This window comes from Streptomyces sp. 130, assembly GCF_007096885.1.
GTDB lineage: Bacteria > Actinomycetota > Actinomycetes > Streptomycetales > Streptomycetaceae > Streptomyces.
Map to the genome: position 1 here is coordinate 204,684 of NZ_VJNO01000002.1, position 26,443 is coordinate 231,126.

The 26,443-nt window shown below is 71.5% G+C and carries 25 protein-coding genes and 1 CRISPR repeat array (1 of these 26 running past the window's edge); of the genes, 10 read left to right on the top strand and 15 right to left on the bottom strand.

What is annotated here, in order from left to right; genetic code table 11:
• Positions 1 to 63: 63 nt before the first annotated feature.
• Complete coding sequence (locus FKN01_RS03130) at positions 64 to 1,119, bottom strand: hypothetical protein (RefSeq protein WP_143616136.1); 1,056 nt, start codon at positions 1,117 to 1,119, stop codon at positions 64 to 66.
• A 960-nt stretch (positions 1,120 to 2,079) separates the two neighbouring features.
• A complete protein-coding gene (locus FKN01_RS03135) occupies positions 2,080 to 3,231 on the bottom strand; it encodes an ROK family transcriptional regulator (RefSeq protein ID WP_143616137.1) in 1,152 nt (383 codons plus the stop codon).
• Between the two features lie 56 nt (positions 3,232 to 3,287).
• Between FKN01_RS03135 and FKN01_RS03140 the strand changes: the two genes are divergently transcribed.
• Both FKN01_RS03140 and FKN01_RS03145 read left to right on the top strand, forming a co-directional pair.
• Positions 3,288 to 4,418 carry a Gfo/Idh/MocA family oxidoreductase gene (locus FKN01_RS03140; protein ID WP_143616138.1) on the top strand — a complete coding sequence of 377 codons (1,131 nt, stop codon included), beginning with the start codon at positions 3,288 to 3,290 and terminating at the stop codon, positions 4,416 to 4,418.
• Positions 4,415 to 4,894, top strand: coding sequence for a heme-degrading domain-containing protein (locus tag FKN01_RS03145; protein ID WP_143616139.1), 480 nt, complete (start codon positions 4,415 to 4,417; stop codon positions 4,892 to 4,894). Before FKN01_RS03140 ends, FKN01_RS03145 begins: the two co-directional genes overlap by 4 nt.
• Before the next feature lie 79 nt (positions 4,895 to 4,973).
• On the opposite strand, the gene FKN01_RS03150 is transcribed toward FKN01_RS03145, so the two are convergent.
• From FKN01_RS03150 to FKN01_RS03170, 5 genes are all read right to left on the bottom strand, one after another.
• Complete coding sequence (locus FKN01_RS03150) at positions 4,974 to 5,834, bottom strand: fumarylacetoacetate hydrolase family protein (RefSeq protein ID WP_143616140.1); 861 nt, start codon at positions 5,832 to 5,834, stop codon at positions 4,974 to 4,976.
• Positions 5,835 to 5,977: 143 nt separating this feature from the next.
• Entirely contained in the window at positions 5,978 to 6,748 is a 771-nt protein-coding gene (locus tag FKN01_RS03155; protein ID WP_143616141.1) for a YidC/Oxa1 family membrane protein insertase, read from the bottom strand.
• Between the two features lie 87 nt (positions 6,749 to 6,835).
• Entirely contained in the window at positions 6,836 to 7,171 is a 336-nt protein-coding gene (locus FKN01_RS03160) for a DUF6412 domain-containing protein (protein ID WP_143616142.1), read from the bottom strand.
• A 66-nt stretch (positions 7,172 to 7,237) separates the two neighbouring features.
• A complete protein-coding gene (locus tag FKN01_RS03165) occupies positions 7,238 to 8,734 on the bottom strand; it encodes a sodium:solute symporter (RefSeq protein ID WP_143616143.1) in 1,497 nt (498 codons plus the stop codon).
• Positions 8,731 to 8,889: a DUF3311 domain-containing protein gene (locus tag FKN01_RS03170; protein ID WP_018555811.1), complete on the bottom strand. Its 159-nt coding sequence runs from the start codon at positions 8,887 to 8,889 to the stop codon at positions 8,731 to 8,733. The genes FKN01_RS03165 and FKN01_RS03170 overlap by 4 nt, the downstream gene beginning before the upstream one ends.
• Before the next feature lie 117 nt (positions 8,890 to 9,006).
• Here FKN01_RS03170 and FKN01_RS03175 point away from each other — a divergent pair, with 117 nt between their 5' ends.
• From FKN01_RS03175 to FKN01_RS03195, 5 genes are all read left to right on the top strand, one after another.
• Entirely contained in the window at positions 9,007 to 10,011 is a 1,005-nt protein-coding gene (locus FKN01_RS03175) for a lipopolysaccharide assembly protein LapB (protein WP_143616144.1), read from the top strand.
• A gap of 169 nt (positions 10,012 to 10,180) precedes the next feature.
• Positions 10,181 to 10,672: a GNAT family N-acetyltransferase gene (locus FKN01_RS03180; RefSeq protein WP_143616145.1), complete on the top strand. Its 492-nt coding sequence runs from the start codon at positions 10,181 to 10,183 to the stop codon at positions 10,670 to 10,672.
• A 133-nt stretch (positions 10,673 to 10,805) separates the two neighbouring features.
• Complete coding sequence (locus tag FKN01_RS03185) at positions 10,806 to 12,335, top strand: ATP-binding protein (RefSeq protein WP_143616146.1); 1,530 nt, start codon at positions 10,806 to 10,808, stop codon at positions 12,333 to 12,335.
• 54 nt (positions 12,336 to 12,389) lie between these two features.
• Positions 12,390 to 15,323, top strand: coding sequence for a Z1 domain-containing protein (locus FKN01_RS03190; protein WP_143616147.1), 2,934 nt, complete (start codon positions 12,390 to 12,392; stop codon positions 15,321 to 15,323).
• Positions 15,324 to 15,345: 22 nt separating this feature from the next.
• On the top strand, positions 15,346 to 15,804 hold the full coding sequence (locus FKN01_RS03195) for a very short patch repair endonuclease (RefSeq protein WP_143616148.1): 459 nt from the start codon (positions 15,346 to 15,348) through the stop codon (positions 15,802 to 15,804).
• On the opposite strand, the gene FKN01_RS03200 is transcribed toward FKN01_RS03195, so the two are convergent.
• From FKN01_RS03200 to FKN01_RS03220, 5 genes are all read right to left on the bottom strand, one after another.
• Positions 15,739 to 17,034: a DNA cytosine methyltransferase gene (locus FKN01_RS03200; RefSeq protein ID WP_143616149.1), complete on the bottom strand. Its 1,296-nt coding sequence runs from the start codon at positions 17,032 to 17,034 to the stop codon at positions 15,739 to 15,741. The genes FKN01_RS03195 and FKN01_RS03200 overlap by 66 nt on opposite strands.
• 200 nt (positions 17,035 to 17,234) lie before the next feature.
• Positions 17,235 to 17,831, bottom strand: coding sequence for a protein NO VEIN domain-containing protein (locus FKN01_RS03205; RefSeq protein WP_143616150.1), 597 nt, complete (start codon positions 17,829 to 17,831; stop codon positions 17,235 to 17,237).
• A gap of 151 nt (positions 17,832 to 17,982) precedes the next feature.
• A complete protein-coding gene (locus FKN01_RS03210) occupies positions 17,983 to 19,809 on the bottom strand; it encodes a DEAD/DEAH box helicase (protein WP_143616151.1) in 1,827 nt (608 codons plus the stop codon).
• Positions 19,810 to 19,811: 2 nt separating this feature from the next.
• Positions 19,812 to 21,236 carry a transcriptional regulator gene (locus FKN01_RS03215; RefSeq protein WP_143616152.1) on the bottom strand — a complete coding sequence of 475 codons (1,425 nt, stop codon included), beginning with the start codon at positions 21,234 to 21,236 and terminating at the stop codon, positions 19,812 to 19,814.
• An 89-nt stretch (positions 21,237 to 21,325) separates the two neighbouring features.
• Entirely contained in the window at positions 21,326 to 22,009 is a 684-nt protein-coding gene (locus FKN01_RS03220) for a hypothetical protein (protein ID WP_143616153.1), read from the bottom strand.
• A gap of 231 nt (positions 22,010 to 22,240) precedes the next feature.
• On the opposite strand from FKN01_RS03220, the gene FKN01_RS03225 reads away from it, so the two are divergent.
• Positions 22,241 to 23,050 carry a hypothetical protein gene (locus FKN01_RS03225; RefSeq protein ID WP_143616154.1) on the top strand — a complete coding sequence of 270 codons (810 nt, stop codon included), beginning with the start codon at positions 22,241 to 22,243 and terminating at the stop codon, positions 23,048 to 23,050.
• Positions 23,051 to 23,064: 14 nt separating this feature from the next.
• Here the strand turns inward: FKN01_RS03225 and FKN01_RS03230 are convergent, their stop codons facing one another.
• Positions 23,065 to 23,571 (bottom strand): nuclear transport factor 2 family protein, encoded by a 507-nt coding sequence (locus FKN01_RS03230; protein WP_143616155.1) that lies wholly within the window; start codon positions 23,569 to 23,571, stop codon positions 23,065 to 23,067.
• Between the two features lie 103 nt (positions 23,572 to 23,674).
• Between FKN01_RS03230 and FKN01_RS03235 the strand changes: the two genes are divergently transcribed.
• On the top strand, positions 23,675 to 24,223 hold the full coding sequence (locus FKN01_RS03235; RefSeq protein ID WP_143616156.1) for a hypothetical protein: 549 nt from the start codon (positions 23,675 to 23,677) through the stop codon (positions 24,221 to 24,223).
• Positions 24,224 to 24,343: 120 nt separating this feature from the next.
• Entirely contained in the window at positions 24,344 to 24,532 is a 189-nt protein-coding gene (locus FKN01_RS03240) for a hypothetical protein (protein WP_143616157.1), read from the top strand.
• Between the two features lie 98 nt (positions 24,533 to 24,630).
• Here FKN01_RS03240 and FKN01_RS03245 read toward each other — a convergent pair whose 3' ends face one another.
• Entirely contained in the window at positions 24,631 to 25,548 is a 918-nt protein-coding gene (locus tag FKN01_RS03245) for an aminoglycoside phosphotransferase family protein (protein WP_143616158.1), read from the bottom strand.
• Positions 25,549 to 25,588: 40 nt separating this feature from the next.
• Entirely contained in the window at positions 25,589 to 26,056 is a 468-nt protein-coding gene (locus FKN01_RS03250; protein WP_143616159.1) for a hypothetical protein, read from the bottom strand.
• A 169-nt stretch (positions 26,057 to 26,225) separates the two neighbouring features.
• A CRISPR array of direct repeats spans positions 26,226 to 26,443; the repeat unit is 28 nt; unit sequence GGACCATCCCCGCGCGTGCGGGGAGCAG (it continues 1,345 nt past the right edge of the window).

The window sequence follows — 26,443 nt, forward strand, 5'->3', positions numbered from 1 at the left end:
GCGCCGACGTCCCGAGTTTAGGCGGACTGTTCGACGTGGAGGTACCGGCTGACCACCTGGTGATCAGTGGTCGGCGCGGCGCGTTCGGCGGGCCGCGAGCACCATGGCGCCGCCGCCGATGAGGAATCCGGAGACGGTGAGGGCGGGCAGGGACACGGGGACGGAGATGCCCGTGTCGGCGAGCTGCGGGACCCCCGCCGGGTCGGTGCCGGGCGGGACGGGGCGCCGGGTGGTGCCGGTCCTGCCGGGGTCCGCGTACCCCTCGTCGCCCTTGCCCTTCACCGTGCCGCTCCCCTCTTCCTCTTCCTCGGCCTCGCCGGTGCCGCCCACGTGGTCCCGGCCCGTCCCGTCCCCGCTCTCGCGGTCGCCGTCCGCCTCACCGGTCTCACCGGTGCCGGTGGTGTCCTCGTCGGGCTCGACCACGGAGAACGGGTAGTCCTCGGACTCGCCGACCCACTCCCCGTCGCCCTCCGCGCCGCTCCCGCCGCCGCGCCGCTGGACGATCGCGGCGTTCGCGGTGATCCGGCCGGGGCTGGTGTCGGAGGTGAAGGCCAGCCGCACCTGGACGGTGACGGTACGTCCGGCGGGCACGGTGAACCCGGGGAAGGCGTCGTCCTCGCCGCCGAAGACCCCGATGTGCTCGTCCCGGTCGGTCGTCTCCCAGGTCACCCGGTGCTCGACCCCGGGGCGGGCGCGCTCCGAGAACTGGAGCTGGATCTGGTCGGAGGTCAGCGCCCGCTCCTCGTCGGTGAGGACGACTACGGGGTGGATCGCCCGGCAGGACTCGGTCGTCGTGTTCGTCAGGTCCAGGAACCAGGTGCCGTAGCCGCCGCCGGAGGCGTAGGTGTCGGGCCCGCCGTGGATGCGGGTGTCGATGGGGAAGCCGGCCGACGCGGGGTCGCCGCACGCGGGCCGCTGGTCGGCGGCCGGGGTCAGCCGGGTGGCCGGACCCGCGACCGGGCCGCGCTGCGGGGCGGCGGACGCGGTCGCCCCGCCGAGGACCACGGGCATCACGCTGGCGGCGGCGAGCCCGAGCGCGAGACCGTGCCGGGTGCGCCCGGCCCCGGGCGCTTCGGCGGTCTCGGCGGGCTCGGCGGTTTCTGGGGGTTCGGGGGGCATGGCGGGGCAGCCTCCACTTCGTGCGGCAACGGCCGGTCGGGGCGGGGCGCCGCGGGCGGCGCGGCTCCGGTCACCCCTCGGGGCGACCGACGCTGCCACGCGCGCGCGGGCACCCCGCGCAGGCGTGCCGGGTTTCCCCCCGGACGGCGGCCCGGGGCCGCCCGCGCGGCGGAGGGGCGTGCGTGGCGGGGGCCGGACCGGGGCGACGAAGCGGCGGGCGTGGCGGGGGTCGGCCCGAGGGGACGGATGGGGCGGGCGTGGCGGGGGTCGACCCGAACGCGGGGCCGGACCGGGCGGCGGAGGGGCCGTGCCACGCCAGGCCGGACCGAGGCGGCGGAGGGGGCGGAAGTCGGCCCGACGCAGGGCCGGACCGGGCGGCGGAGGGCGTGCGACGCGGGGCCGGACCGGGGCGACACAGCGGCGGGCGACGCCGGGGTCGGCCCGGACGCGGGGCCGGACCGGGCGGCGGAGGGGCCGTGCCACGCCAGGCCGGACCGAGGCGGCGGAGGGGGCGGAAGTCCGCCCGACGCAGGGCCGGACCGGGCGGCGGAGGGCGTGCGACGCGGGGCCGAACCGGGACGACCAAGCGGCGGGCGACGCCGGGGGCGGCCCGGACGCGAGCCGGACCGGGCGGCGGAGAGGCCGTGCCACGCCAGGCCGAACCGAGGCGGCGGAGGGGGCGGAAGTCCGCCCGACGCAGGGCCGGACCGGGCGGCGGAGGGCGTGCGACGCAAGGCCGAACCGGGACGACCAAGCGGCGGACGCGGCGGGGGTCGACCCGAACGCGGGGCCGGACCGATGCGACAAAGCGGCGGACGACGCCGGGGTCGGCCCGGACGCGAGGCCCGACCGGCGGCGGAGAGGCGGGGCCCACGAAGCCGAACCGGGGCAACAAGGCGGCGAGCAACGCGAGGTCGAACCGGGGCAACAAAGCGGCGGGCGACCCGAAGCGCCCCCACGTCAACCCACCGCGCGCCCCCTCCGCCCCCCCACCCGGCAGCCCGCCGCAGGTGCCCCCTCCGTGCTCACCCGTCCGAACAGCGGGGCCAGTACCAGCTGTGCCGCGCCCTCCGCGACCGGGCGGTCGCCCTCGCGGTGGGCGGTGACCGGGACCGGGGTGCCGCGCGCCCCGTCGCGGCGGGAGCGGTCGTCCAGGACCGCGCGCACTCCGCGTACGTAGGTGTCGGGGTCGGCGGCGACCGTGCGCCCGCCCAGGACCACGCGGTCGATGTCGAGCAGCCCGACGAGGTTGGCGGCGCCGGTCCCGAGCACCCTCGCCGCCTCGGCCGCGTCGCCCCGGCGGACGGCGGCCAGGCACAGCGCCTCCAGGCAGCCGCGCCCGCCGCAGCCGCACCGGAGGCCGTCCAGCTGCACGGTCTGGTGCCCGAACTCGCCCGCCCCGGTCCGCTCCCCCCGGTGCACCGCGCCACCGAGGACGCGCCCCGCGCCGAGGCCGGTGCCGAGGTGGAGGTACGCGAAGTCGGCGGGGCCCTCCGCGCCGAGGGCGAGGCCGAGCGCGGCGGCGTTGGTGTCCTTGTCGAGGACCACGGGCAGCCCGGTCCGGGCGGCGAGCGCGTCCCGCAGCGGGTAGCCGTCCCACTGCGGGAACCCCGTGACGCGGTGCAGCACCCCGCCCCGGTGGTCCAGCGGCCCCGGGGCCGCGACGCCCACCCCGAGCACCGGAAGCGCCCCGTCCCCCCGCACGGCGGCGACCGCCCCGGCGGCGGCGGTCAGCACCTCGTCCGCCGGGGCCCCGAGGTCCAGCGGAGCCGTACCGCTCTCGGTGACCGTGCCCGCGAGGTCGACCAGGACCACGGTCAGCCCGTCGCGGTCCAGATGCAGCCCCACCGCGTGCCCCGCCTCGGGGACGAGCCGCAGCACGGTGCGGGGCTTGCCGCCGGTGGAGGCGCGGCGGCCCGCCTCGGCGGCCAGGCCCTCGGCCCGCAGCCGGGCGGTGATCTTGCTGACGGCCTGCGGGGTGAGCCCGGTGCGCTCGGCGAGTTCGAGCCGGCTGATGCCGCGCTCGCCGGCCACCCGCAGCAGGCCGAGGACGAGGGCCGCGTTGTGGCTGCGCAGAGCGGGGAGGTTCGCGCCGGTGCTGCTCCTGTTCACGGACCCATTGTGGCCCGCGCTTGCACTTAGGCAACAGCGTTGCCAAAGTGGACGGCATGACCACCTTGCGCGTCGGACTCGTCGGCTACGGCCTGGCGGGGTCCGTCTTCCACGCCCCGCTGATCACGGCCACCGAAGGACTGGTCCTCGACACGGTCGTCACCCGCGACGAGGAGCGGCGCGCCCAGGCCCGCGCCGCCCACCCGGACGTACGGTTCGCCGACTCCCCCGACGAGCTGTGGCGGCGGGCGGACGAGCTGGACCTGATCGTGATCGCGTCGCCGAACAGGACGCACGTACCGCTCGCGCGGGCGGCCCTGGAGGCCGGGCTTCCGGTGGTCGTGGACAAGCCGGTCGCGGGCACGGCGGCCGAGGCGCGCGAGCTGGCGGCGCTGGCCGAGGAGCGCGGGCTGCTGCTCTCGGTCTTCCAGAACCGCCGCTGGGACAACGACTTCCTCACCCTGCGCGCGCTCCTCGCGGACGGCGCCCTCGGCGAGGTGCGGCGCTTCGAGTCCCGGTTCGAGCGGTGGCGCCCGCGGCTGAAGGGCGGCTGGCGCGAGTCGGGCGACCCGCGCGAGATCGGCGGCCTGCTGTACGACCTGGGCAGCCATGTGGTCGACCAGGCGCTGACCCTGTTCGGCCCGGCGGCCCAGGTGTACGCGGAGACGGACCTGCGGCGCCCGGGCGCGGCGGCCGACGACGACACGTTCGTCGCGGTCACCCACACCTCGGGGGTGCGCTCGCACCTGTACGTGAGCGCCGCGACGCCCCAGCTCGGCCCGCGCTTCCGGGTGCTCGGGTCGGCCGCCGGGTATGTGAAGTACGGACTCGATCCCCAGGAGGCCGCCCTGCGCGAGGGCGCCCGGCCGGCCCCGGGCGAGCCGTGGGGCGAGGAGGGCGAGGAGCTGTGGGGCCGGCTCGGCGCGGGCGAGTCCCCGCTCACGGGCGGCGGCACCCCGGTCCGCACGCTCCCGGGCGACTACCCGGCGTACTACGCGGCGGTCACCGACGCGCTGCGCGGGAGGGGCGACAATCCGGTGACCGCCCGCCAGGCCGCCGAGGCCCTGGACGTCCTGGAGGCGGCCCGCCGCTCGGCCCGCGAGGGGGTCACCGTCACCCTGCGGCCGGCCGGCGCCGGCACCCCCGTACCCCCGCCCGCCCACGCCCCCGAGGAGCAGCCCGTATGAAGCCCACCGCTCCGACCATCTCCGAGCTGATCGCCCAGGAGCGCCGGCTCACCCTGCCGCACTTCGGCTACGACGACGCCTACGCGCTCGGCGGGCTGCTGGTCTCGCTGGCCCGGGAGCGGCACGCCCCCGTCGCGATCGACATCCGGCGCGGGGCGCAGCAGCTGTTCCACGCGGCCCTGCCCGGTTCGAGCGCGGACAACGACGCGTGGATCGACCGCAAGCGCCGGGTGGTCGAGCGGTACGGGGAGAGCTCGTACCTGGTGGGGACGCGGTTCCGGGCGAAGGGGACGACGTTCGACGAGGCGTCCCGTCTCGACCCGGACGTGTACGCGGCGCACGGCGGCTCGTTCCCGATCGCGGTCGAGGGCGCGGGCGTCATCGGCTCGGTGACCGTCTCGGGGCTGCCGCAGGCGGAGGACCACGCGCTGGTGGTGGAGGCGCTGGAGCGGTTCGTGACGCGGATCGACGGCTGACCCGCGCGGAGGGGTGGGGTCCGGGTACGGACGGCCCCCACCCCTCCGATGTATCCGGCGCGGGCGCCCCTAGGCGTCCCTAGGCGTCCTTCAGCTCCTGGCGCTGCCGGCCCAGCCCCTCGATCTCCAGCTCCACGACGTCGCCCGCCCGCAGGTACGGCTTGGGCTCGGGCTGCCCCATGGCGACGCCCGCCGGGGTGCCGGTGTTGATGACGTCGCCCGGGTAGAGCGTCATGAAGCGGCTCACGTAGCGGACGACCTCGCCGACCGGGAAGATCTGGTCGGCGGTGGTGCCGTCCTGCTTCAGCTCGCCGTTGACCCAGAGCCTCAGCGGGAGCGCCTGCGGGTCGGCGATCTCGTCGGCGGTGACCAGCCAGGGGCCGAGCGGGTTGAACGTCTCGCAGTTCTTGCCCTTGTCCCAGGTGCCGCCGCGCTCGATCTGGAACTCGCGCTCGGAGACGTCGTGCGCGACCGCGTACCCGGCGACGTGGGCGAGCCCTTCCTCGGCCGTCTCCAGGTAGCGCGCGGTGCGCCCGATGACGACGGCGAGTTCGACCTCCCAGTCGGTCTTCGCGCTGCCGCGCGGCACGAGCACGGTGTCCTCGGGCCCGACGACGGTGTCCGGGGCCTTGAAGAACAGGATCGGCTCGTCCGGGATCGGCGCCCCGGTCTCCGTGGCGTGGTCGTGGTAGTTCAGCCCGACGCACACGATCTTGCCGATCCGGGCGAGCGGCGGGCCCACCCGCAGCCCCTCGGCGTCGAGCGCCGGCAGCCCGCCGGGCGCGGCGGCGGCGGCACGCACCCGGGCGAGCGCGTCGTCGTCGGCGAGCAGGGCGCCGTCGATGTCGGGGACGATGCCCGCCAGGTCGCGCAGGGTTCCGTCCTCGTCCAGCAGCGCCGGTCGTTCCGCGCCCGCCGTACCCACACGAAGCAGCTTCAAGAGTCGTTCTCCTCGGTCGGGATCAGGCCCGTCGGATGGGTGGCGGCCATCGCAGGCTTGTCCGATCCTCCAAGACGTCCGATCACTCCGCAAGACCCTGTTCACCACCTGGACCGGACCGGCGTCGCCCCTCGGCGCCGTCGTTACGCGGCCGGGGCGACCGCGGCCCCCGGTGCGGGCATGTCGCGGTACAGGAAGGCCCGCTCGACCGCGGTCCAGGTCGTGCTGGTGACGACGTACAGCGCGGCGGCCAGCGGCACGAAGGCGACGGTGAAGAGGGTGAAGAAGGACATCAGCGGCATGAGCTGGTTCATCGCCCCCATGCCCGGCACGGGCTGCCCGTCCGGGCCGGTGGGCGGGGTCACCGGGTTGGCGGCCATCTGACGCTTCGTACGCCCGTAGTTGAAGGTGGCGACGGCCGCCACGATCGCGAAGAGGCCCAGGTAGACGAGGCCCTGCGCCCCGAAGAGCCCGCCGTGGCCCAGCGCGTCGTGCCAGCGCTCGCCGAGCGGGGCGTCGAAGAGCTGGTGGCCGAGGAGCGAGTTGGCCTCGCCGCCGATTTTCTGGCTGGAGAAGAGGTGGTAGAGCAGGAAGAACGCCGGCATCTGGAGGAGGCTCGGCAGGCAGCCGGAGAACGGGGAGACCTTCTCCTCGCGGTGCAGCTCCATCAGCGCCTGCTGCATCCGCTCGCGGTCCTTGCCGTGCTTCTTGCGCAGCTCGGCGATCTGCGGCTGGAGGCGGCGCTGGGCCTTCTGCCCGCGTGCGGCGGCCCGCGAGAGGGGGTGCACGGCGAGCCGGACGAGCGCGGTGAACAGGACGATCGCGGCGGCGGTGGACGCGCTCCGGAAGAGCGGGTGGAGCAGGTCGGCGAGGGCGCCGACCAGGCCGGCGAAGGCGGACATGAAGGCGGACATGGGTGAGCCCTCCGGGGTCTCGTCATGCGGGAAGCGAGGAGAACGTGCTTCGGCGTGACGGGTCCGCGAGGGCGCCGCTGTGGGTCCCTACGCGGCCGTCAGGAGGGCGTGCCCCGGCGCTCGGGGGCGGCGGCGTCCCTGGGCGTCCGGGTCCCGTTGCGGGAGGAACGCGGTGCGCTTCTCCCGGTCGCGCATGGCGGTGCGCACCCGGGTGCGGGGCACCGGGGCGGCGCAGCGGGCGCTGATGACCGAGCAGGCGACGAGCGCGGTGCCGGCGGCAGCGGTGGCGGCGAGCGCGACGGCGGCGGAGAGGCTGCCGCCCTCGGCGAGGAGCACCTCGGTGAGGAGGAAGAGCAGCAGCCCGGCGGGGCGCAGGACGCGGGAGAGACCGTCGCGTACGCGGCTCATGGCGTCGGTGTCCATGGACGGTGCCTCCCTTCCGTATCCGCTGCTGTCGGTCCATCCGTTATACACGACCGGCCGCACCGGTCAACGTACGTTGACGACCACGCGGTCCGCCTCCAGCTCGTCCCGGGCCAGCACCTCCTCGTCCGGCCGTTCGTCGCGCTCGCGCGGACCCGCGTACGTCACCGCGAGCGCGACGGCCAGGTTGGCGGCGAGGGCGACGATCCCCGCGTTCACGCCCCACACCGGATCGTGCTCCGTGAACACGAACCCGCACACCACACCGACCCCGACGGCGAGCCCGGACAGCGCCCCGAGCAGCGTCAGCCGCCGCCACATCAGCCCCAGCAGCACCATGGGGAGCAGCTGCGCCATGCCCTCGTACGAGATGAGCGACAGGCGTACGAGGGTGTTGGGAGCCGTGTACGTGAGGAGCAGCGCCAGGGAGCCCGCGACCACGACGACCAGCTGCGCGGCGCCCTTCTGCCCGCGCTCCCAGCGGGGCACGAGCGAGAGCACGCTGCGGCCCCACATCGTGCCGATGACCAGCATGAACACGGCCATGGGCACGATCGAGGAGAGCGCTGCGGCGACCCCGACGACCCCGACGGACCAGGCGGGCAGCGAGTCCGTGACCAGCTTGAAGAGAGCGAGGTTGGACTCGGCCCCGACCAGCCCCGGCACCACGAACAGCGCCGCCATGCCGAGCAGCATCGGGACGAAGAGCAGGACGTTGTAGGCGGGCAGCCACATCGCGTTGCGGCGGAGCACGTCCGCGCTCGATGCGCCGAGGTAGCCGGCGACGGTGGTCGGGAAGATCACGACGGTGAGCGAGTTCAGGAACGACGTGGTGATGAACCACGCCTGCCCGAGGCCGCTGTCCCCGTGGCCGGGGAAGGTCAGCCACTCGCTCTTCTCGGTGACGAGCCGGTCGAGGAAGGGCCCGTAGCCGTCGAAGTAGTGCACGGGCACGTAGACCGCGAGGAAGCCGAGCGTGACGATCACCAGCAGGTCCTTCAGCACGGACACCCACGCGCTGCCGCGCAGCCCGCTGACGACGACGAAGCCGGTGGTGACGGCGAAGGCGATGAAGTACGCCCAGTTCAGGCTGATGGCCCCGTACGAGATCGTGGAGACGACGACGCCCATGCCGGTGATCTGGAGCTGGATGTACGGCAGCAGGAACACGGTCGCCAGGACGGCGACGAGCGCGCCGAGCCAGGGCCGCCCGAAGCGGTGCGCCACCATGTCGGTGATCCCGACGAGACCGTGCCTGCGCGCGTACGCCCACAGCATCGGCCCCACGACGTAGCCGACGGCGTACCCGCAGGACATGTACGCGACGACGTAGAGGACGGGCGCCCCGTAGTTGTAGCCCCAGCCGGCGGCGCCGAGGTAGCTGAAGCTGGTGTAGCCCTCACCGGCCATCAGCACCCAGATGAAGACGGCCCCGAGGCTGCGCCCGCCCACCGACCACTCGGCGAGCCCGCCGCCGCGTCCGCCGCGTACGGCGAGCAGCCCCAGGGCGACGGTGGCGACCATGAAGACCCCGAAGACGGAGGTCGCGACGGCGGCGTTCACCGGCGGTCACCCCGCCGGGTCAGCCACACGGCGACGGGGGTCAGCAAGGTCGCCCCGAGCAGCCAGAGGAAGAGGAACGGCAGCCCGAGAACGACGGGCCGGACCCGGTTCACGAACGGCAGCGCCCCGAGGTAGAGCACGTAGGGGACCAGCAACCACAACAACTGCGGACGTCGTCTGAGCACGTGGAGACACGTTAGAGGGTCGGCGGCGTGCCCGGAGCCCAGGGAGTAGCCCCCGTCGCGCCCCCGCACAGCAGTACGGTGTGGTGCATGCGCCCCGAGACTCCTGCCGACCACATCTCCGAAGCCGAGCGTCTGCTCCGCACCGCGGCGCAGTACCCCGAGGACCACGAACCGCTGCTCCTCCAGGCGGCGGCCCACCTGGAACTCGGCGGCGACCGCGACCGCGCCGCGACGCTCTACGACGACCTGCTCGCCGACCCCGGCACCGAGCACCCGCACCTGGTGAAGGCGCTCAGCGCCGCGAACCTGTGGGAGTACGGCCACGAGGCGGAGGCCCGCGCGCTGATCGAAGGCGTCCGGGTGGCGGCCCCGCAGGAGGCGGCCCCGTGGGAGATCGCGGCGGAGACGCTGGAGGCCCACGACGAGCTGGAAGCGGCGCACGACCTCTTCTCCACGGCCCTGCGCCTGCTGATCGCCCCCGGCGAGGAGGTCCCGTACGCGACCCAGTCGCTGCTGACCGGCCGCCACCGGGTGCGCCGTCTGATGGGCGTCGGGCACGACGCCTGGGACGAGCTCGCGGACACGCTGCACACGGCGGCGGTCCCGCTGGACGAGCTCCACGACCCGAAGCGGCTGTGGTCCCTGGGCTCCTCGGACCCGGGCGAGCTGCGCGCCGAGATCACCCGCCTCCGTGCCGAGCTGGGCACCTACCGCACGGCGTTGTCGCGCCCCTTCCCGGTGGCGGTGCTGCACTGGCCGGCCGCCGAATTCCGCGAGCTCCTCACGGCGTACCCCCGCCTGGGCAGCGAATACGCCTCCCACCCGGACCACCTGGCCCGCCTGGAGACGGCCCTGCGCGACCTCCAGGCGGCGGGCACCCCGAACCTCGGCATCGTCCGCGGCACGGTCCCCTCCTACGAGGCCTTCGCCGCCTCCGAATCCGCCTCCCCGGCCGACCCGGACCTCCTCCCCCAATACGCCACGACCCTGGCCGCACGCGGCCGTGCGGTGCCGTGGCCCCCGGCGAAGAGCGCGGAGTGCTGGTGCGGGTCGGGGGAGTCGTACCGGGGGTGCCATGGGGGGCGGGTGTAGGGGACCGCAGTCCGGGGCGGGGGCGCACGGGCTGCGGCTGCCCCCGGGGGCGGGGGCTGCGGGGGGAGCACGCGGGCTTGGGGCTGCAACCGGGGGCGGGGCTCCTGGGCGGTGTGGGGCGGCCGGAATGCGGATGTCCGGGTACACCCCGGCTCCGTACCCTGCCCCCATGCCCGAACTCCAGCGCCTGCGCCCCGACCACGCCCCGGCCGTCCTCGCGTTCGAGAAGGCCAACCGCGCGTTCTTCGCCGCGTCGGTCCCGGACCGCGGCGACGCCTACTTCGCCGACTACCCGCCCCGCCACGATGCGCTGCTCGCCGAACAGGCCGCGGGGACCTGCCACTTCCACGTCCTGGTGGCGGAGGACACGAGCGAGGTCCTGGGCCGCTTCAACCTGATGGACGCCACCGCCGGCACGGCCGAACTCGGCTTCCGCCTCGCGGAGAAGGCCACGGGCAGGGGCCTGGCGACGACCGCCGTGCACGACCTCTTCGCGCTGTGCCGCACGACGTACGGCCTGACGCGGCTCACCGCGAGGGCGGCGGTGCGGAACGCGGCGTCGCACGGGGTGCTGAGGAGGGCCGGCTTCGTGGAGACGGGGGAGGCGGTGGCGCTGAACGGGGAGCGGGGGGTGGGGTTCGTGCGGGTGCTGGGGCGGTGACGGCGTAACGCGGACGCATTTGTCACCGGTATTCCCGGCTGTCCCACCTTTGCAATACCATCACATCGCATCTACTCATCAGGGCCGCACCTCCCCACGCAGGTCTCAGCTCTGTGTGCGCGAGGAAGGCTTCATGGTGCCGTATCAGCCCTCTGCCGACTGGCAGTTCGAGGTCCCCACCACCGGCACCAAACGGCTCCCGCCCGCCGCCCGGTACGTCGAGTCGCTGACGCACCAGGGATACGGATTCGAGGCGGCCATCGCCGACCTCGTGGACAACTCCATCGACGCGGGTGCCCGTAACGTCGTCGTCAGCCTGCTGCGCGACGACGACCGGCTGGTCAGCCTCCTCGTCATCGACGACGGCTGCGGCATGGACGACGCCGCGCTGGACACCGCGATGACCGTGGGCGGCAGACAGGGCTACGACGACACGGCGCTCGGCCACTTCGGCGCCGGGCTCAAGGCGGCGTCCCTGTCGCACGCCGACTCGCTCACCGTGATCAGCCGCACCAAGCGCAGCCCGTCCACCGGGCGCCGCTGGCTGACGGCCCGAGCCCAGGCCGACTTCAGCTGCGACATCGTCGACCCCGGGTACTGCCAGGATCTCGTCGACCGTTACGACGGGGTCATCCAGTGGCACGGCACGATCGTGCGCTGGGACCGGGTCCGCGCCTTCGAGACCATCACCACCGGCCAGGCCGACCGCTACCTCAACGACGCGATCGAGAAGCTGGAGACCCACCTCGGGCTCTACCTCCACCGCTTCCTGGCCCGAGACGGCTTCAACATCGACATCGTCGTGGAGGACGTGCGGACCAAGGAGGAGCTCGACCATCGCGGGGTCGAACCGATCGACCCGTTCGGCTACCGGGTGCCCGGCCGCGCCGGCTACCCCCGTACGTACACCGCTCCCGTCGAGGGCGTCGGCCCGGTCCCGCTGACCGCGCACATCTGGCCGCCGAAGTCGCCGCTGGTCAGCTTCCGGGGCATCGGCCCGCTCGCCGAGCGCCAGGGCTTCTACATCTACCGCAACGACCGGCTCGTCCAGGCCGGCGGCTGGAACGGCACCCGCAGCCCGGAGAGCCACCTCGCGCTCGCCCGGATCGCCGTCGACCTGCCGTCCGCGCCGAACGACGTCTTCAACCTCACGGTGAAGAAGGACGGCGTGACCGTCACCCCCGCGTTCGCCCGCGGCCTGGAGCAGGCCGTGGACTCCGCCGGACACACCTTCGCCGCGTACGTGCAGGAGGCGGCGCTGACGTACCGCGAGGCGGCCCGGCGTGCCACCGAGCCGCAGCGCAAGGCGGTGCTCCCGGCGGGCAAGGGGATCGACCCGAAGCTCCGGCGGACGCTGCGCGACGAGCTGCCGGAGCTGGAGGGCGAGGACCCGATCGCGTTCCGCTGGGACAGCCTGCCGTCCGACGTGTTCTTCGAACTCGACCGGGAGCGGCGGGAGGTGCGGCTCAACAAGGAGTACCGGCAGGTGCTCAACGGCGGCCGGCGCGGAGGGCTGAACGACGCACCGGTGATCAAGAGCATGCTCTATCTGATGGTCAACGAGATCTTCCAGAAGGAACGGGTCCGCGCCGTCCACACCGACAACGTGGCGCTCTGGAACAGCGTCCTGGTCACGGCGGCCCGTTGCGAGACGGAGCGCTGAGCGCCCCTCCCCCGCCCGCCCGTCCCCGCAGCCGATCCGAGAGAGCCGCCCGCCATGACCGACCACCTGTTCACCCTGCACGGCGATGTGCTGGCCGCCATGCGACGGGGGCCCAAGCCCTTCGCCAAGCTGGCCTTCGTGCTCTCGGAGGACGAGGAGCCCGCCGACACCGCGCTCTCCCACTTCCAGGACCGCGTCCTGGGCGCGGATCCGGGTGACGGGCTGATCGCGCTGTGGCACCGCACCCTGACCGCCTGGGACCTGGCGGAGCGGGCCGACTGGTCGGCGGCCCCGCCCCGTACGGACGAGCGCCGCGCGGACACGTACACCCGGCTGGGCTTCGGCCCCGGGCTGCGCAAGGCGCTCGACAGCGCCGTCCCGGTTTTCAAGGAGCCCGGGCCGACGGTGATCAGCAAGGAGTTCGCCTCCTGGTACACCCGGGACGCGGCCGCCGCGCGCTCCTTCTACTGGAAGTCGTACGAACGGCTGCTGCGGAGCAAGGGCTGGTCGGACGCGGCGGTCTCCGGTCTCGACGAGGCGAGCCACGCCGTGGTCGAGCGGCTCTCCGACCCCACCCGCCCCGAGGCGTACGGGGCGCGCGGCCTCGTGGTGGGCTACGTCCAGTCGGGCAAGACCGCCAACTTCACCGGCGTCACCGCGAAGGCCATCGACGCGGGATACCGCCTGGTCATCGTCCTCGGCGGCACGCTCAACCTGCTCCGGGGCCAGACCCAGCGCCGGCTGGACATGGAGCTCATCGGCCGGGAGAACATCCTGCGCGGCGCCGACCCGGAGGACCCGGACGCCCTGGTCGGCATCGACTACCAGGAGGACGCGGACTGGCCGGAGAAGTTCGTCAGCCACGGCGGCAGGCCCTCCGCACTCGGCGCCTTCGACATCGAGCGCCTCACCACCCGGGACGACGACTACAAGAGCCTGCTGCGCGGCATCCGCGCGCTCGAATTCGAGAAGCAGTCGCGCACCGAGCCGCTGTACGCACCGGCCAACCTGCACCGCGCGGCGGCCCGGATCATGGTCGTGAAGAAGAACAAGTCCGTACTGGGCAAGCTCATCGCGGACCTCAGGCGGATCGGCCCGATCCTCTCCGAGATCCCCGCGCTGATCATCGACGACGAGTCGGACCAGGCGTCGGTCAACACCACGGACCCGAAGAAGTGGGAGGAGGGCAAGGTCACCCGTACGGCCATCAACGGCCAGATATCCCAGCTGCTCGGGCTGCTGCCCCGCGCCCAGTACGTCGGCTACACCGCGACCCCGTTCGCCAACGTCTTCGTGGACCCGGGCGACGGCGAGGACATCTTCCCGCGTGACTTCCTCGTCTCGCTGCCCCGCCCGACCGGCTACATGGGCGTCCAGGACTTCCACGACCTCGACACGGACGAGGGCACCGCGGAGGAGACGCACGTCCGGGGCATCTACGAGGACACCGGCGACCGCCTCCAGGAGGCGATGGACGCGTTCGTCCTCACGGGCGCGCTCAAGCTGTACCGCGCCGACCGGGGCGTCCCCGAGGGGCCGTTCCGGCACCACACGATGCTCGTCCACGAGTCGGTGCGCATGGCCGAGCACACGGCCCTCGCCCTGCGGATCAGCACCATGTGGCACCAGGCCGCCTACACCAGCCGCCAGGGCCACGACCGCCTGGCCGCCCTCTTCGCCTCGGACTTCCACCGCTTCGCCGACGCGGACCTGCCCACCCCGGAGTCGTACGAGGAACTGAGGGCCTATGTCTCGGCCGCCCGCCGGCTCATCAACGCCGGCGGCACCCCCGTCCTGGTGGTCAACGGCGACACCGAGCGGGACTACGACCAGCCCGACCTGGACTTCGAGCGCACCCCGCACGTGTGGAAGATCCTGGTCGGCGGCACGAAGCTCTCCCGGGGCTTCACGGTGGAGGGCCTGACGGTCACGTACTACCTCCGTGCCACCCGGCAGGCGGACACCCTGATGCAGATGGGCCGCTGGTTCGGCTTCCGCCCCGGCTACCGGGACCTGGTCCGCCTCTACATCGGCCGCGAGGTCCCGGTCGGCAGAACGGGGACGATCGACCTCTACGAAGCCTTCGAGGCCATCTGCCGCGACGAGGAGACGTTCCGCGCCCAGCTGACCCGCTACGCGACCCTGGTGGACGGCAAACCCCAGGTCACCCCCGCCCAGATCCCCCCACTGGTCTCCCAGCACCTCTCCTGGATCCGCCCGTCGGCCCGCAACAAGATGTTCAACGCCGAACTGGTGGAGATCCGCTCCCCGGGCCAGTGGGTGGAACCGACCGCGTACCCGGTGGGGGCGGCGGAGCTGCGGGGGAACGTGGGGGCCTGGGGGGTGGCGTTGGGGGCGCTCAGCGAGGACCTCTCCGTGTTCGTGACCGTCCCCGGGAACGACCGGGGCAGCTACACCCGCTACCCCGCCCGGACGGCGGTTCTCAGCCATACCGAGCTGCTGGACATCGTGAGCGGCCTGAACTGGGGGCGCCCGGATCTCTTCGCCCCTCATCTGGCGTATCTGCGGGATACGAGCGACACCGGCTGCACTACGGACGACTGGACACTGATCCTTCCCCAGACCACGGGGCCAACCAGCGTGTCCGCCAGCATCCTCGGCAGTCAGCCCCTCACCCTGGTCCAGCGCAAGCGGAACGGCCGCGGCGTGTTCAACCGCATCTCCGGTGTAGCCCACCGCCAGTCTGCCGAGCGCATCGCCGGACTCCGCGCACTGAGCGACGACGACCCGTTCGCCACTCAGTTTCACCGGCCGCGCCGTGGAGCCGTGCTCCTCTACCCGGTCATCGATCCCAGCGTCGGAAGGCCGGAGGATCTCGTGACAGACGGCAGTATCGACCCCGGCAAGGTCGTGCTGGCTGCGGCGTTCATCCCAGCCGTCAGCACGACGGACAAGCCGGTACCCTACGTTCGCTTCCGGGCGGTCGACTCGTCCCGGCCTGGTGAAGCCACTATTGAAGTGCGATGAACGTGATCCTGGAGTGACCGCAGTGCCTGACCCCGCAGAGTGGACCCCGCCAGACGGCTCGTGGGCCTCGTCTGCGGCGCGCCGCCGGAACATGCAGGCGATCCGCAGCCGCGACACACAGCCGGAACGGCTGATCCGCCGGCTCGTCCATGCGAACGGCCTGCGCTACCGGGTCGCCGCCCGGCCTCTGCCGGACCTGCGCCGGACGGCAGACCTGGTCTTCCGTCCGGCGAAAGTCGCTGTGTTCATTGACGGCTGTTACTGGCACGGCTGCCCTGAACACTACGTCCCGCCCAAGACCAACCCGGGCTACTGGTCAGACAAAGTGGCCCGGAACATGGCCCGGGACCGCGACACTGACAAACGGCTGGCCGAGGCCGGGTGGACCGTCCTGCGGTTCTGGGAACACCAGGACTCAGACGTGTGCGCCCTGGAGATCGTCAGCACTGTCCGCGAGCGCCGGCGCCACCTGCCCGGGTAGTGCCCCAGCGGTCTCCGCCTTGCGGCGATCGCGTTCATGGGCGGCACGCAGCACGTCCGCGATGGCCTTGCCTACTGCGGCGGCGACGGGCGGGGGAAAGGCATTCCCAACCTGCCGGTACTGTGCGGTCTTTCCACCGGAGAATTTCCAGTTGGCCGGGAAACCCTGAATGATCGCGGCCTGGTCGACCGTGAGCATGGGACCTTCCTTCCGGAAAAGATCCCGGTCCCAGGACTTCTTCCTCATGCCTTCCTCGTGGGAGTTGGCAACTCCCACACCGGAAACGCCCAGAAGCCCCCAGGCGGTCTTCGCGCGGCTCGGCCCGAGGTCGGCGCCACCGTGTTTCTTCGAGCCGCCAACCAGGGTGGGAGCTACACCAAAATCCTTTTTCTCCTCAGCCTGCCGCGCCTTTACTTTCCAGTTCTCGTGGCATTCTTTCGCCAGATCCGCGATTTCCCCGCCCATTTTCTTAAAGGGGGCATACCGGGCCTTCATGGAATCTTTGAGCGCCTGAAAAACACTTACCGGGATTCCCGTGGCCGTCGGCCATACGAACTTCAGGTCACCGAGCACATCCTTGCGGATGGCTACCAGAACGGCCCGGGGGCGCAGCTGGGGAACGCCAAAATCACTGGCTTCCAGGACCTCCCACTCGCAGACCCGGTAGCCAAGCCCCTCGAAGTCCTCAACAATGCCCGTGACCGGGTGAGTAGCCCAGCCACCCTGAAGGCGCGCTTCGATATAGGTGCGGTACTCCTCGAATTTCGCGTCCTTGATACCGCGCACGTTCTCGATCATTACCGCTTCAGGGCGAAGCTCGTCAGCAAGCTCAAGAATGCGCGGGAAGAGGTCGCGCTCATCATCCTTCCCGAGTTGCTTGCCAGCGTGCGAGAAGGGCGGGCATGGCACGCCGCCCGCGAGAAGGTGCAGCTCCCCCTTACCGAGAGGTCTTCCCAGATACTTCTGCGCCTTCTTCAGGTCAGGCTCGCGATCACCCCCGGAAGCGATGGGAACGAAGTGGTTCACATCGCCAGAGATGACATCGCAGTAATCTCGCTCCCACTTCCACTCTTCCAGGGAAGCGATGTTCTCCTGGAGCGTCTGCGAGGCATACGGATCGATCTCCACCAGCGCGAGATGCTTGAAACCGGCCTGGTGCAGACCGATGGCCTGCCCTCCAGCCCCCGCGCAGATCTCGATCGAGGTCAGCACGTCGTCACTGGGACCCATCGGCTCCGGTCTCCTCATTCGCACGTTCAGCGTTCGAGCCTCGCCGGGCCAGAACAGGCCAATATTGACAGGCAAGACTGGAAGAGCCTACCTGCCCCCACCGGCCGGAGGCTTCCCCCGAGACGTGCCCTGCGGCAGCCTCGGCAGACGAAGCAGGGCTTCACCTCCGGCACGGAGCCCAGCATATTCGAACAAACGAGCTAGTGCTGGCCTGATCCCATTTGTCTGCCGCAGGCCCCGTGCCAGACAGGGCACAGGGGCAGCAGCGCCTCCGGGAGCAACCGCCACACGTCCGTGCACAGCCCTGCCGTCACGGCATGACCCGGTACCTCCAGCCGAACGGACTCCCAGCGGCCGTGCCCCGACTGGTCGGCGGGCACGGACGAGCGAAGCCAGGCCCGGTCGACCGTCGCGACGTTCAGCGGGCGCCCGTCGCTGCCGACGAGGACAGCGGCGAGGCACCAGCAGTCGTCCTTCGCCATCACCTCGTACTCGTGACGCGTCAGGTGGATCACGAGGCGAGTCGGGTCAGTGGTCGACTTGACCTCGATGTGCGCCCGCTCAGAGGCGAACCGGGCTGCCTGTATGTCGTATCCGTACGCGTCGGACTCCGCAGCCACATGCCTCACGTGCGGCACTCCCCCTTCGCGGAGTAACCGGAGCAGCGCCTGCTCACCGGCGGCACCCACGGCCCGGCGCGCTTCCTCTCCGGCCCTGCTCCACACCACCGGGGGCTCGCCGTCCGTCGCCTCACTCTCTCCGATGTCCACGACGGGCCGTCCCGCGGTGGTCACCATGCCTGTACGCCTGAGCCAGGCAAGGCCCTCCGCGTACTGGGCAGGGGTGAGATCCGCGTAATCCGGGTGATGGGTGAGAAGCGCCCGTACCCGTGGCACCCCGGCGACGCGCAGCTCAGCCAGCCAGCGGCGCGCCGCACGGCGCGTCGCTTCAGTGGGCGGCGACAGCACTGACGTGATTCAGCAGAGCGCGGACGTCAGCCATGTCCATCCCCGCCGCGCCGGAGGGCTCGTCTTCCAGGTCGGCCAACTGCTGGACGGCGGGATCGTCCAGAATGCGCCCCATGAATTCAAGTTTCTCCTCAAGCCGCATGGCGACCACCTCATCGATCGTGCCTTCGACGGCGAGCACGGTGACGCGCGTCTGCGTACCGGGGGCCAGTCCGAGACGGTGAATGCGGTCCAGACTCTGCAGGAAACGGCCCGCCATGAAGTCGCGGTCGACATACACCGCGTCATGGCAGATGTGGTGGAGGCTGATGCCCTCACCGAGAGTTGCCGGGTTGGACAGGAGTACGTGGCAGTCGGGATCCTCGCGGAACCGCCTGATCTGCTCTTCACGGTCTGGCGTACCGCCGTGGACGACTGCCGGCCGGTACGCACTGAACAGAGTTTCCATGGTGGTGATGCTGCGGACAAAGGTGGTCCACACAAGGGTTTTGCGTCCCATCGCGGCATTGGCCGCGACAATATTGAGAGCCTCTTTGTACTTAGGCGACAGCTCGTGCGCCGGCAGGTTGCGCATCAACGCATACAAGGATTCGCCTTCTGGCACTTTGAGCGGCGGAACTTGATAAACCAGAGGCTCGTGGCGACTCTCGCCCTCGATAAGCAGCGCCGGGCTGGTGGCCGCCATCAGAAGCCGGAGCATGGCCTTCCCCAGGGCATCGAACTCATCCCGCGATGCTTCCGCCCTCGCTGTGAACCGGCCCACCAGCGCGTCGTACACCTCACGGTGCAGTTCCGGCATCTTGAGGCGCCGGATCCGGGTCTCGAAGGGCGGCAGCCCCAGCTCCTTCTTCGTCGTCCGCGTGAACAGCGGCCTCAGCACGGAACTCGCGTACGCTAGATCGCCGCCCGCGACCGCCTCGGTCACCACCCTGCGCCCATGGCCGGGCCAGACGAACGACAGCAGATTCTCCAGGTCCCGGGCCCCGTTCGGAGCCGGAGTACCTGTCAGGATGAGGCGCCGGCGGGTGAGCGGGCCAAGCGCCATGCAGGCGCTGCCATACGTCCCCCGCGCTCCCAGCTTCATCCGGTGCGCTTCATCCAGGATCATCATGGACGGCGTGCCCCGCAGCCAGTCCGCCAAGGCCGCCAGCGACCGGTCAAGGCGCTCATAGTTGATGATCAGGATCTCGGCCCTGTGATCAGGGCTCTTCCCCATAACAACCGTACGCGGCGGTTCGTTGAAACACAGCTCACTCTCGGAGAGCCACGACTCGTAAGCGGACTTAGGGCTGACTACCAGAAGTCGGTGGACCTCTCCGCGCTCGCGCATCGCCGCGTATACCGCCAGGCCGACGCGGGTCTTCCCGGCACCGGGGACGCTGAAGTTGGCACCGTGCCGGAGGGACAGCAGCCGTGCGAGGTCCCTGCGCTGAAACTCCGTGAGGGCGGCACACCAGCCTGCACCGAGCGCCGTATACGCAGCACCTTCGTCCCACATCCCAGCCGTCTGGGGCGACTGGAGCTGCTCCTCGGCACGGTCGGCGTCATCGAGTACTTCCCCGACCAGGGCGCTGAGTTCGTCCGACCACACCACGCCTTCCGGGTGGGGCCAGTCCGCCAGGGCGTCGATACCTACCAGGAAGTCATCGAGGTCCAGCTCCAGGGCGAGGCGGCCACGCGGACTGCCGCTGGGAAACTTGGCTGAGAGCCGCGTGAGATCGCTGCGGTATGGCTCGGCGACACGCAGGAGGGCCTTGGTCCGCGTGACATCGAAGCCGATGTGCAGGGACGATTCGTCAGCAGTCATGGTCACGAGGGCTCCTGCCGTACGGCCTCACGCAGCCATTCGACGCCCTCACCCGGCACCTCAATGGTCCGAGCCGTGGCCTGGGCCAGCTTCTTCAGCGTAGCCCTGAGCTTGAGCACCGCCTCGTCCAGCGCCTCCTCGTCCAGGCTGCGGGCCCCGCTCGCCAGCACCATGTCGGTGATGCACTGCTCGATGTCCTGACAGGCGTCGTTGAGACGGTCGGGAGCAGCCTGCTTACGCTTGCGGACGCGGGCGTCCTTTCCGGCGGGCTCAAGCGCGGCCTCCACCGCTTTGTGCGCCGCCTCGAAGACAGACGACGCCGCCTCCACCTGGGCAGCGGGTACCTTCGCCTGGGCCCGGACCACCGCTTTGGCCCGGAGCACGGAGTCAGTGAAGGCGCGGGCCGCGGCAACCTGCGGCGCTTCGGCCTTCACCGACCGGTTGATGCCGGGGATGACACGCCCGGGAGCGGCTGCGGGGGCGGGCTTCAGCGCGTCCGGAAGTCGGTGCTCCAAGTACCGATTACGGAAGTCCGCTTCGATGAGACGGACATCGGTCTTGGAGAAGTTCATCACGATGGCCGCGAGACGGTTCTCCTTCAGCAGCTCGGCCTTCTGCACATCAGACTTGGACTCCTTGGCATAAGCGCGGTGCACCTCACGGAGCCGCTCCTGAGCGTCCTCGAAGTCAAGGAGCCTCAGCTGTACGCCCTCAGCCGCCGACCTGTCGCTCAGATCCCGGAGGCAGGAAAGTACCCACAGGTCCTGCTCAGCGGTCGATTCCCGGATGCGGAAGTCCCGGGCGACCTCCTTAAGCGGGCGGCCGGCCTCGACCTGCTCGTCGATGGTGAGCAGCCGGTTGATGTACGAGTACGGGCGACGGGTGTCATGGCGCAACTGGAGGGACAGCTCGACACGGTTAATGTCCGCCCAGGTGCATGAGTCCGGCAGGACAGCCACCCGGATCTCAGCTACGGCAAGCTCTCGCAGCGCCGCCGCCCTCGTGTTGCCGTTGACCAGAATGCCCTCGCGGGTGATCAGCCCGGGTTCGTTCTGCCGGAAGTCTGCGAGGCTCTCCTTCAGCGCATCGAAGTCCTTGTCCCGCTTCGAGGGGTCAGAGGGCTCAGCCTTCAGAAGGTGATCGAGATAGTTCTGGCTCTCGTCGCTCCACGGGTCTTCATCCAGCCGGCGGTCCAACTGCGGATCGTAGCTGCGCTGTGCACGGATGCGGTGTGTGCCGGGGTTGTAGTACAGCGAGTCCACCGGCATATCGATGACTTGCACCACCTGCGGCTTCGTCCGCCACTCGATGGTCAGCGTCTCCTGCAGCCCTCCGCCGGCGGCCACTTCCCTGAGACGCTGCTCAACGGTCACCTTGTTCTTCTCAGCATGCGGCGGCAGACCGAAGTCCCCGGCGTTGTTGCTCACGGTCCGTTCTCCTCTTACTTGAAAGGTTCATCTCAGCTCATGGCGGGGCCGCCGGGGCGGGCGGCCCCGCCATGAGCTGAGAGCCGGTCTCAGGCGGGCGGAAGTCCGAGGGCCTTGCGCACCTCGTCGCGGGAGTCCGCCGGCAGCGTACGGAAGTCGGCCCAGGCGCGCTCCACGGGGCTGAACTCACGTTCGTCGGCGGCGACCCAGGCCGTAAGCGTCTGCCGCTGCAACCCGCCGAGCTTGGAAATCTCCTCCAGAACAGCCCCCAGGTCGGCCTCGTGGAAACGGCCCCCCACGCGGCAGCGGTGGCACTCGGCGATGGGCTGCACCACTGAGGTGCCAGTGGGGAGCTTCACCTTCCGCCGGGCGATGTCGAGCTGGGCGGTCTCGAAGGTGCCGGCATACTCCTGTCCGGGCGTGATTCCGCACGACCGGCAGCGGTTGCCGTCACGGGCCAGGATCTTCCGGCGCTGGGTGTCCGTAAGGGACGAGCTGTCCTTGGTGGCCTTGCCCGGTTCCCAGACAGGCTGCCCCTGCGCGACGAACCGCTGTTCACTCTGCCCCAGGCCGGGGTCCTCCCTGTGGGTCACGATCTGCCACCCGTAGCCACGCAGGTCGCGGACGCGGCGATCCGCCTGGGCGATGCCAGGAAAAGCCTTCTTGACGTCCTCCTTGGTGAAGACGTTGCCCTCCCCCACCACGGTCAGCAGCCAGAGCGCCGCGCGCTTCATCGTTCCGAGCTTTCCGTCCTGCCACGACGGCAGAGTCATCCGGACCCCCTTATGTCAGATGCATAGCTGTCAGGTGCATAGCAATGCCCGGGAGCGCCGGGTGGCCGACCTCCCTTTCCGGGCATCACCACTCTGACTGCCTGACGGTCACTACGCCAGGTTCCGCAAGGTTTCGAGGCCTTACGGAAAACATCCACACCTTCCCGAAAGGCCACTGCCTCAGCCACAATTGATGCCCATCTGCCGCCCCCGAATGAACAGAAGGTGTGCGTGACCTCCAATCGAAAGTCCTGGAAGGAACTGCCGCCCCGGATCACCGCCGCCCACCGGGCCCTGGTAACAGCGCTGCGAGAGGTAAGGGAATGCAGCCCGCGCACACAGGCAGACATCGCTAGGGACGCCCATCAGGAACCGACAACCCTCTCAAACCACCTAAACGGTGGCCGCATCCCGGACATAAGGCTTCTGCGGGACTTCTACGCGGTGGTAGAGAAGGACGCCTCAGCGGCAGGACACGGACCACTGCCCCACACCTTGGACGCTCTCTACGGACTCCGCGTTCACGCCAGGAAGAAGCACTGCGCGTGCTGCACAGTCGGCTACCCGACGACGTCCGAAGACGCAGGACGAGAGCAGCCGGCTTCACCCACCGTCGAAAATCCCGGGCTGGCACGGGCCCGGCGCCTGCGCCGCCGCACCCTGCGGCGCGAGATCCCGCTGGCGCCAAAGCAGAGCGGGGTGCCGGTCCCCCTGCCAGAGGGGGACCGGCACCCCGTAGATGCCGCGGAGCTCACCTGGCCAGAGACGAAACTGGTGGCTGGATACCTCGCCGCTGACCGAAAGCACGATGCTGGCTTTCTGCTCTGGCGGGCGGGCATGTCCTACGCCGCTGCGGACATCGTCAAAGCCGTGGCGTCGTGCCATGCCGCTGGGCTGCGCGACGCCGCCGAAGCCATACTGATCAACGTCGCAGAACGCGCCGACCGCCAGGCGGTGTTGAACGTCGCCGCGGCCTTGGTCGACGCCGGCCGGCACGAGGATGTGGCGTTCGTGCTGTCGGCTGCGATGCGCGCCTCGTAGCGGTTCCGCCACCCTCAGCCCGCCAACTCCGTCTCACAGACTGCCGCGGGTGCCCCCAATCCCGGCGCCTCCCCCACCGTCCACACCGCCCGCACCTCCATCCGGCTCATCCGCCACCCCTCGTCCGTACGCCGGAACCGGCCCTCGTACACCCCGCCCACCGTGAAGAGCGGGTCGGCTCCCTCGCCGCGGGCGCGGAGGGTGGACTCGCGGTGTACGTGGGTCATGTGGGCGTTCCAGGTGACGTCGGCCGTGCGGGCGTCCGGGGCGGGGCGGACGAGGACGTCGGAGGAGGTGTGGAGCGTGGCTGCGAAGCGGTTAACTGCTTCTTCCGCGAGGCGGACCGCTGCGGCGCTGGTGGCCGCGCCGACCGGGGTCGTCACATGGAGGTCGCCGGTGAAGTAGGCGTCGGCCCAGCCCTCTTCGAAGCGGCGCTCGTCCAGCGCGCGGAAGAATCCGCTGATGAGGGCGGCGATCTCGACGTGGTCCTGCGGGTCCGGGGCGGTGCTCGTCTCGTTCATGGCCCGATCGTGCGACCTCGACCAAGCTTGAGGTCAAGGGCTCCGCCCGGGCGTTACGCTCACGCCACGTCCCGCCCCGCCCGCCCGCACCCGAGGGAGTCTCATGGCGGCCCCGCCCCTTCTCTTCCTGGACATCGACGGACCGCTCAACCCGTACGCCGCGCAGCCCGAACGCCGCCCGGCGGGCTACACCACCGTCCGCGTCCCCCGGGACGCCGTCGCCGCTACAGCGCACGGGGTGCTCCAGTCCCCCGCGAGGCCGTTGCGGGTGTGGCTCAACCCCGGTCACGGCGCCGCGCTGGCGGCGCTCGGGTACGAGCTGTGCTGGGCCACCACCTGGATGAACGACGCGAACACCTGGATCGGGCCCGTCCTCGGCCTCCCCGAGCTGCCGTTCGTCGACTTCGGGGACGGGTTGTTCCGTGAGCGTCCCGACGGGGTGCACTGGAAGTGCGAGGCGTTGCTCGCGTACGCCGGCGGGCGCCCCTTCGCCTGGGTCGACGACGAGCAGAGCGACGCCGACCACGCCCACGTGAGCGCCCATCACCCGGCCCCGGCGCTCCTCCACCACGTCAACCCGCGCATCGGGCTGCGGGACGACGACTTCACCGCCCTGGCCTCCTTCGCCGCGTCCCTCCCCCATGCCGCCTGAGCGGAAGCGCCGGCGGACCGGGCCGGAATCCCGCTTTCCCCGGAGCGCCCCACGCGCGACCATGGACCCCATCAGCGAGGGCCCGCAGTCCGCGGCCCCTCCGGCGGAGCGGGGGAAGTCATGGTTCTGGTCATCGCGGTGGTAGTCGGTCTCGTCGTGGTCCTCGGCGCATGCCTCGTGGCCCTGCGGATGCGCGGCGGCTCCGGCGCGCGCGGGGCCTGGGAGCGCGGGGCGGCCGGGCAGGGGCAGGCGCAGGGCCTGGCGCACGGGCACGCGCAGAGCCAGAACATGGGACCGTACGGGGGCTGAGCGCGGGCCGGCGGTGCGGCGGTGGCCGCGGCCCGAAGGCGCGCCCCGCGTCCCAGCCGAGTGATTTTTTACGGGCTCCGCAACGCCGGCCGGTCGCTTCACTGCCCCAGGGACGCGACCAGCCGCTCCAGTGACCTCCGAGCGGGCGGCCCCCACGTCGACTTGCCGTTGGGCAGCCCCCGGTCGCCGTCGTCCGCGATGAGCAGGGCGCTGAGTGCGCGCAGGACCGCCCACCCACGCGCGCGGCGAAGAGTCGCCACGTCCGGGGTGGGGCAGTAGGCGGCGTGGAAGCGGTCGGCGGCGTTGTCCGGGAGCAGGTTCCAGGCGGCGGAGAGGTCGCAGGCGGGGTCGCCCGCGAAGAGGTCGCCGAAGTCGACGACCCCGCAGAACGTGCCGTTGGCCGTCAACACGTTGGCGGGATGCAGGTCGCCGTGGAGCCACAGCGCGGGCCCGCCCCAGTCGGGAGCGGCGACCGCGTCCTGCCACACGCTGCGGACGCCGTCGGGATCGGGGATCAGGCCCCGCCCGGTGACTGCGGCGAGCGCCTGGGCGAAGTGGTCCCCGTAGGGCCCGAGGGGCCCGCCCCGCCCCCGCCCGACGGGCGCTTCGGCCGGGGCAGGCCGGTGCAGGGCGCTGAGAAACCGGGCCAACGTGTCGGCCGCGTCCTCCGCGTGCGTCGCCGGGACCCGGTCGGCCGGCTCCCCGGGCACCCAGGTGGTGATCAGCCAGGGCCGCGGGAAGCGTGCGGACGGTACGCCGAGGCGCTGCGGCACGGGGACGGGCAGAGGAAGGTCCGGGGCCAGCCCGGGGACCCAGGCGTGCTCCTTCAACAGCAGCTCGTCGGCGGACTCCGTCGCCCACGGCAACCGTACGGCGAGCTCGTCCCCCAGCCGCCACAGCTGGTTGTCCCAGCCACGTGCGGCGAGGCTGAGGGGGAGATCGGCGAGGTCGGGGTGCTGGTCGCGGAGGAGGGCGCGGATGAGGTCGGGGGTGAGGGAGGTGGGGGCGTGGGTCATGCGAACCACCGTAGTCACGCGGACTCCGGTGCGTCCCGGGCTATTTGCTACCCGTGCGCGTGAGGACGTACGTATGGCCGACGTCGGGGTCCCCGTAGAAGGAGAACAGCTTCACCTCCTTTTCGCGCTGCGAACGGTCCACGTAGAGGTACCAGTTGTACGAGGACGGCGGCTGGGTGTCCTCGGCGGTCCCAGGGGCGCGCCTGTCCACCCGTGCCGGCGCCTTCAGCGCGAGCCGGACGACCTGCCCGCCCTCGCTGTCGGCCAGCCGCCAGGCCCCCGTACCGGAGAGGCGCCAGCCCTCGTCGTAGGCGAAGTCCTGCCCGTCGAGCTTCCTGACCGCCGCCGTCCCGTCCTCGCGCAACTCGACACGGGCGCCCTCGGCGTTCACCCAGCCGCCGGTGACCTCGGTGGCTGTGACGTCATGGACGCCGGTCCCGCCGTAGTACTGGGCGGGCCCGGCACACGCCACCAGAAGCCAACCGAACGCCACCACCCCGACACGCACGTAGCACCCGCCTGCCACTGAACCTCCCCTCCCGCCAACCGCGTTGCGCGTTGAACACGTTCAACCATATGGCCGCGCGGTGACCCTGGGGCCTGCGGGGGCTTGGTGCCCACCCGTTCGGGCAGGCGCGGCGAACGCCTGAGACGACGCACGGGGCGGGTGCGGGCGCGGGTGCATCCCGGCGCGTCGGGGATGCAGACGGGGTGGGCGAGGAGTTCACGGTCGGCGGCGGGGCCATCCCCGCGCGTGCGGGGAGCAGCTCTTGATCTTCGAGACGATCCGGGAGCCGATGGGACCATCCCCGCGCGTGCGGGGAGCAGGATCTCCGGAGCGCGGCCGGCCGGAGCAGTCCGTGGGACCATCCCCGCGCGTGCGAGGAGCAGGATC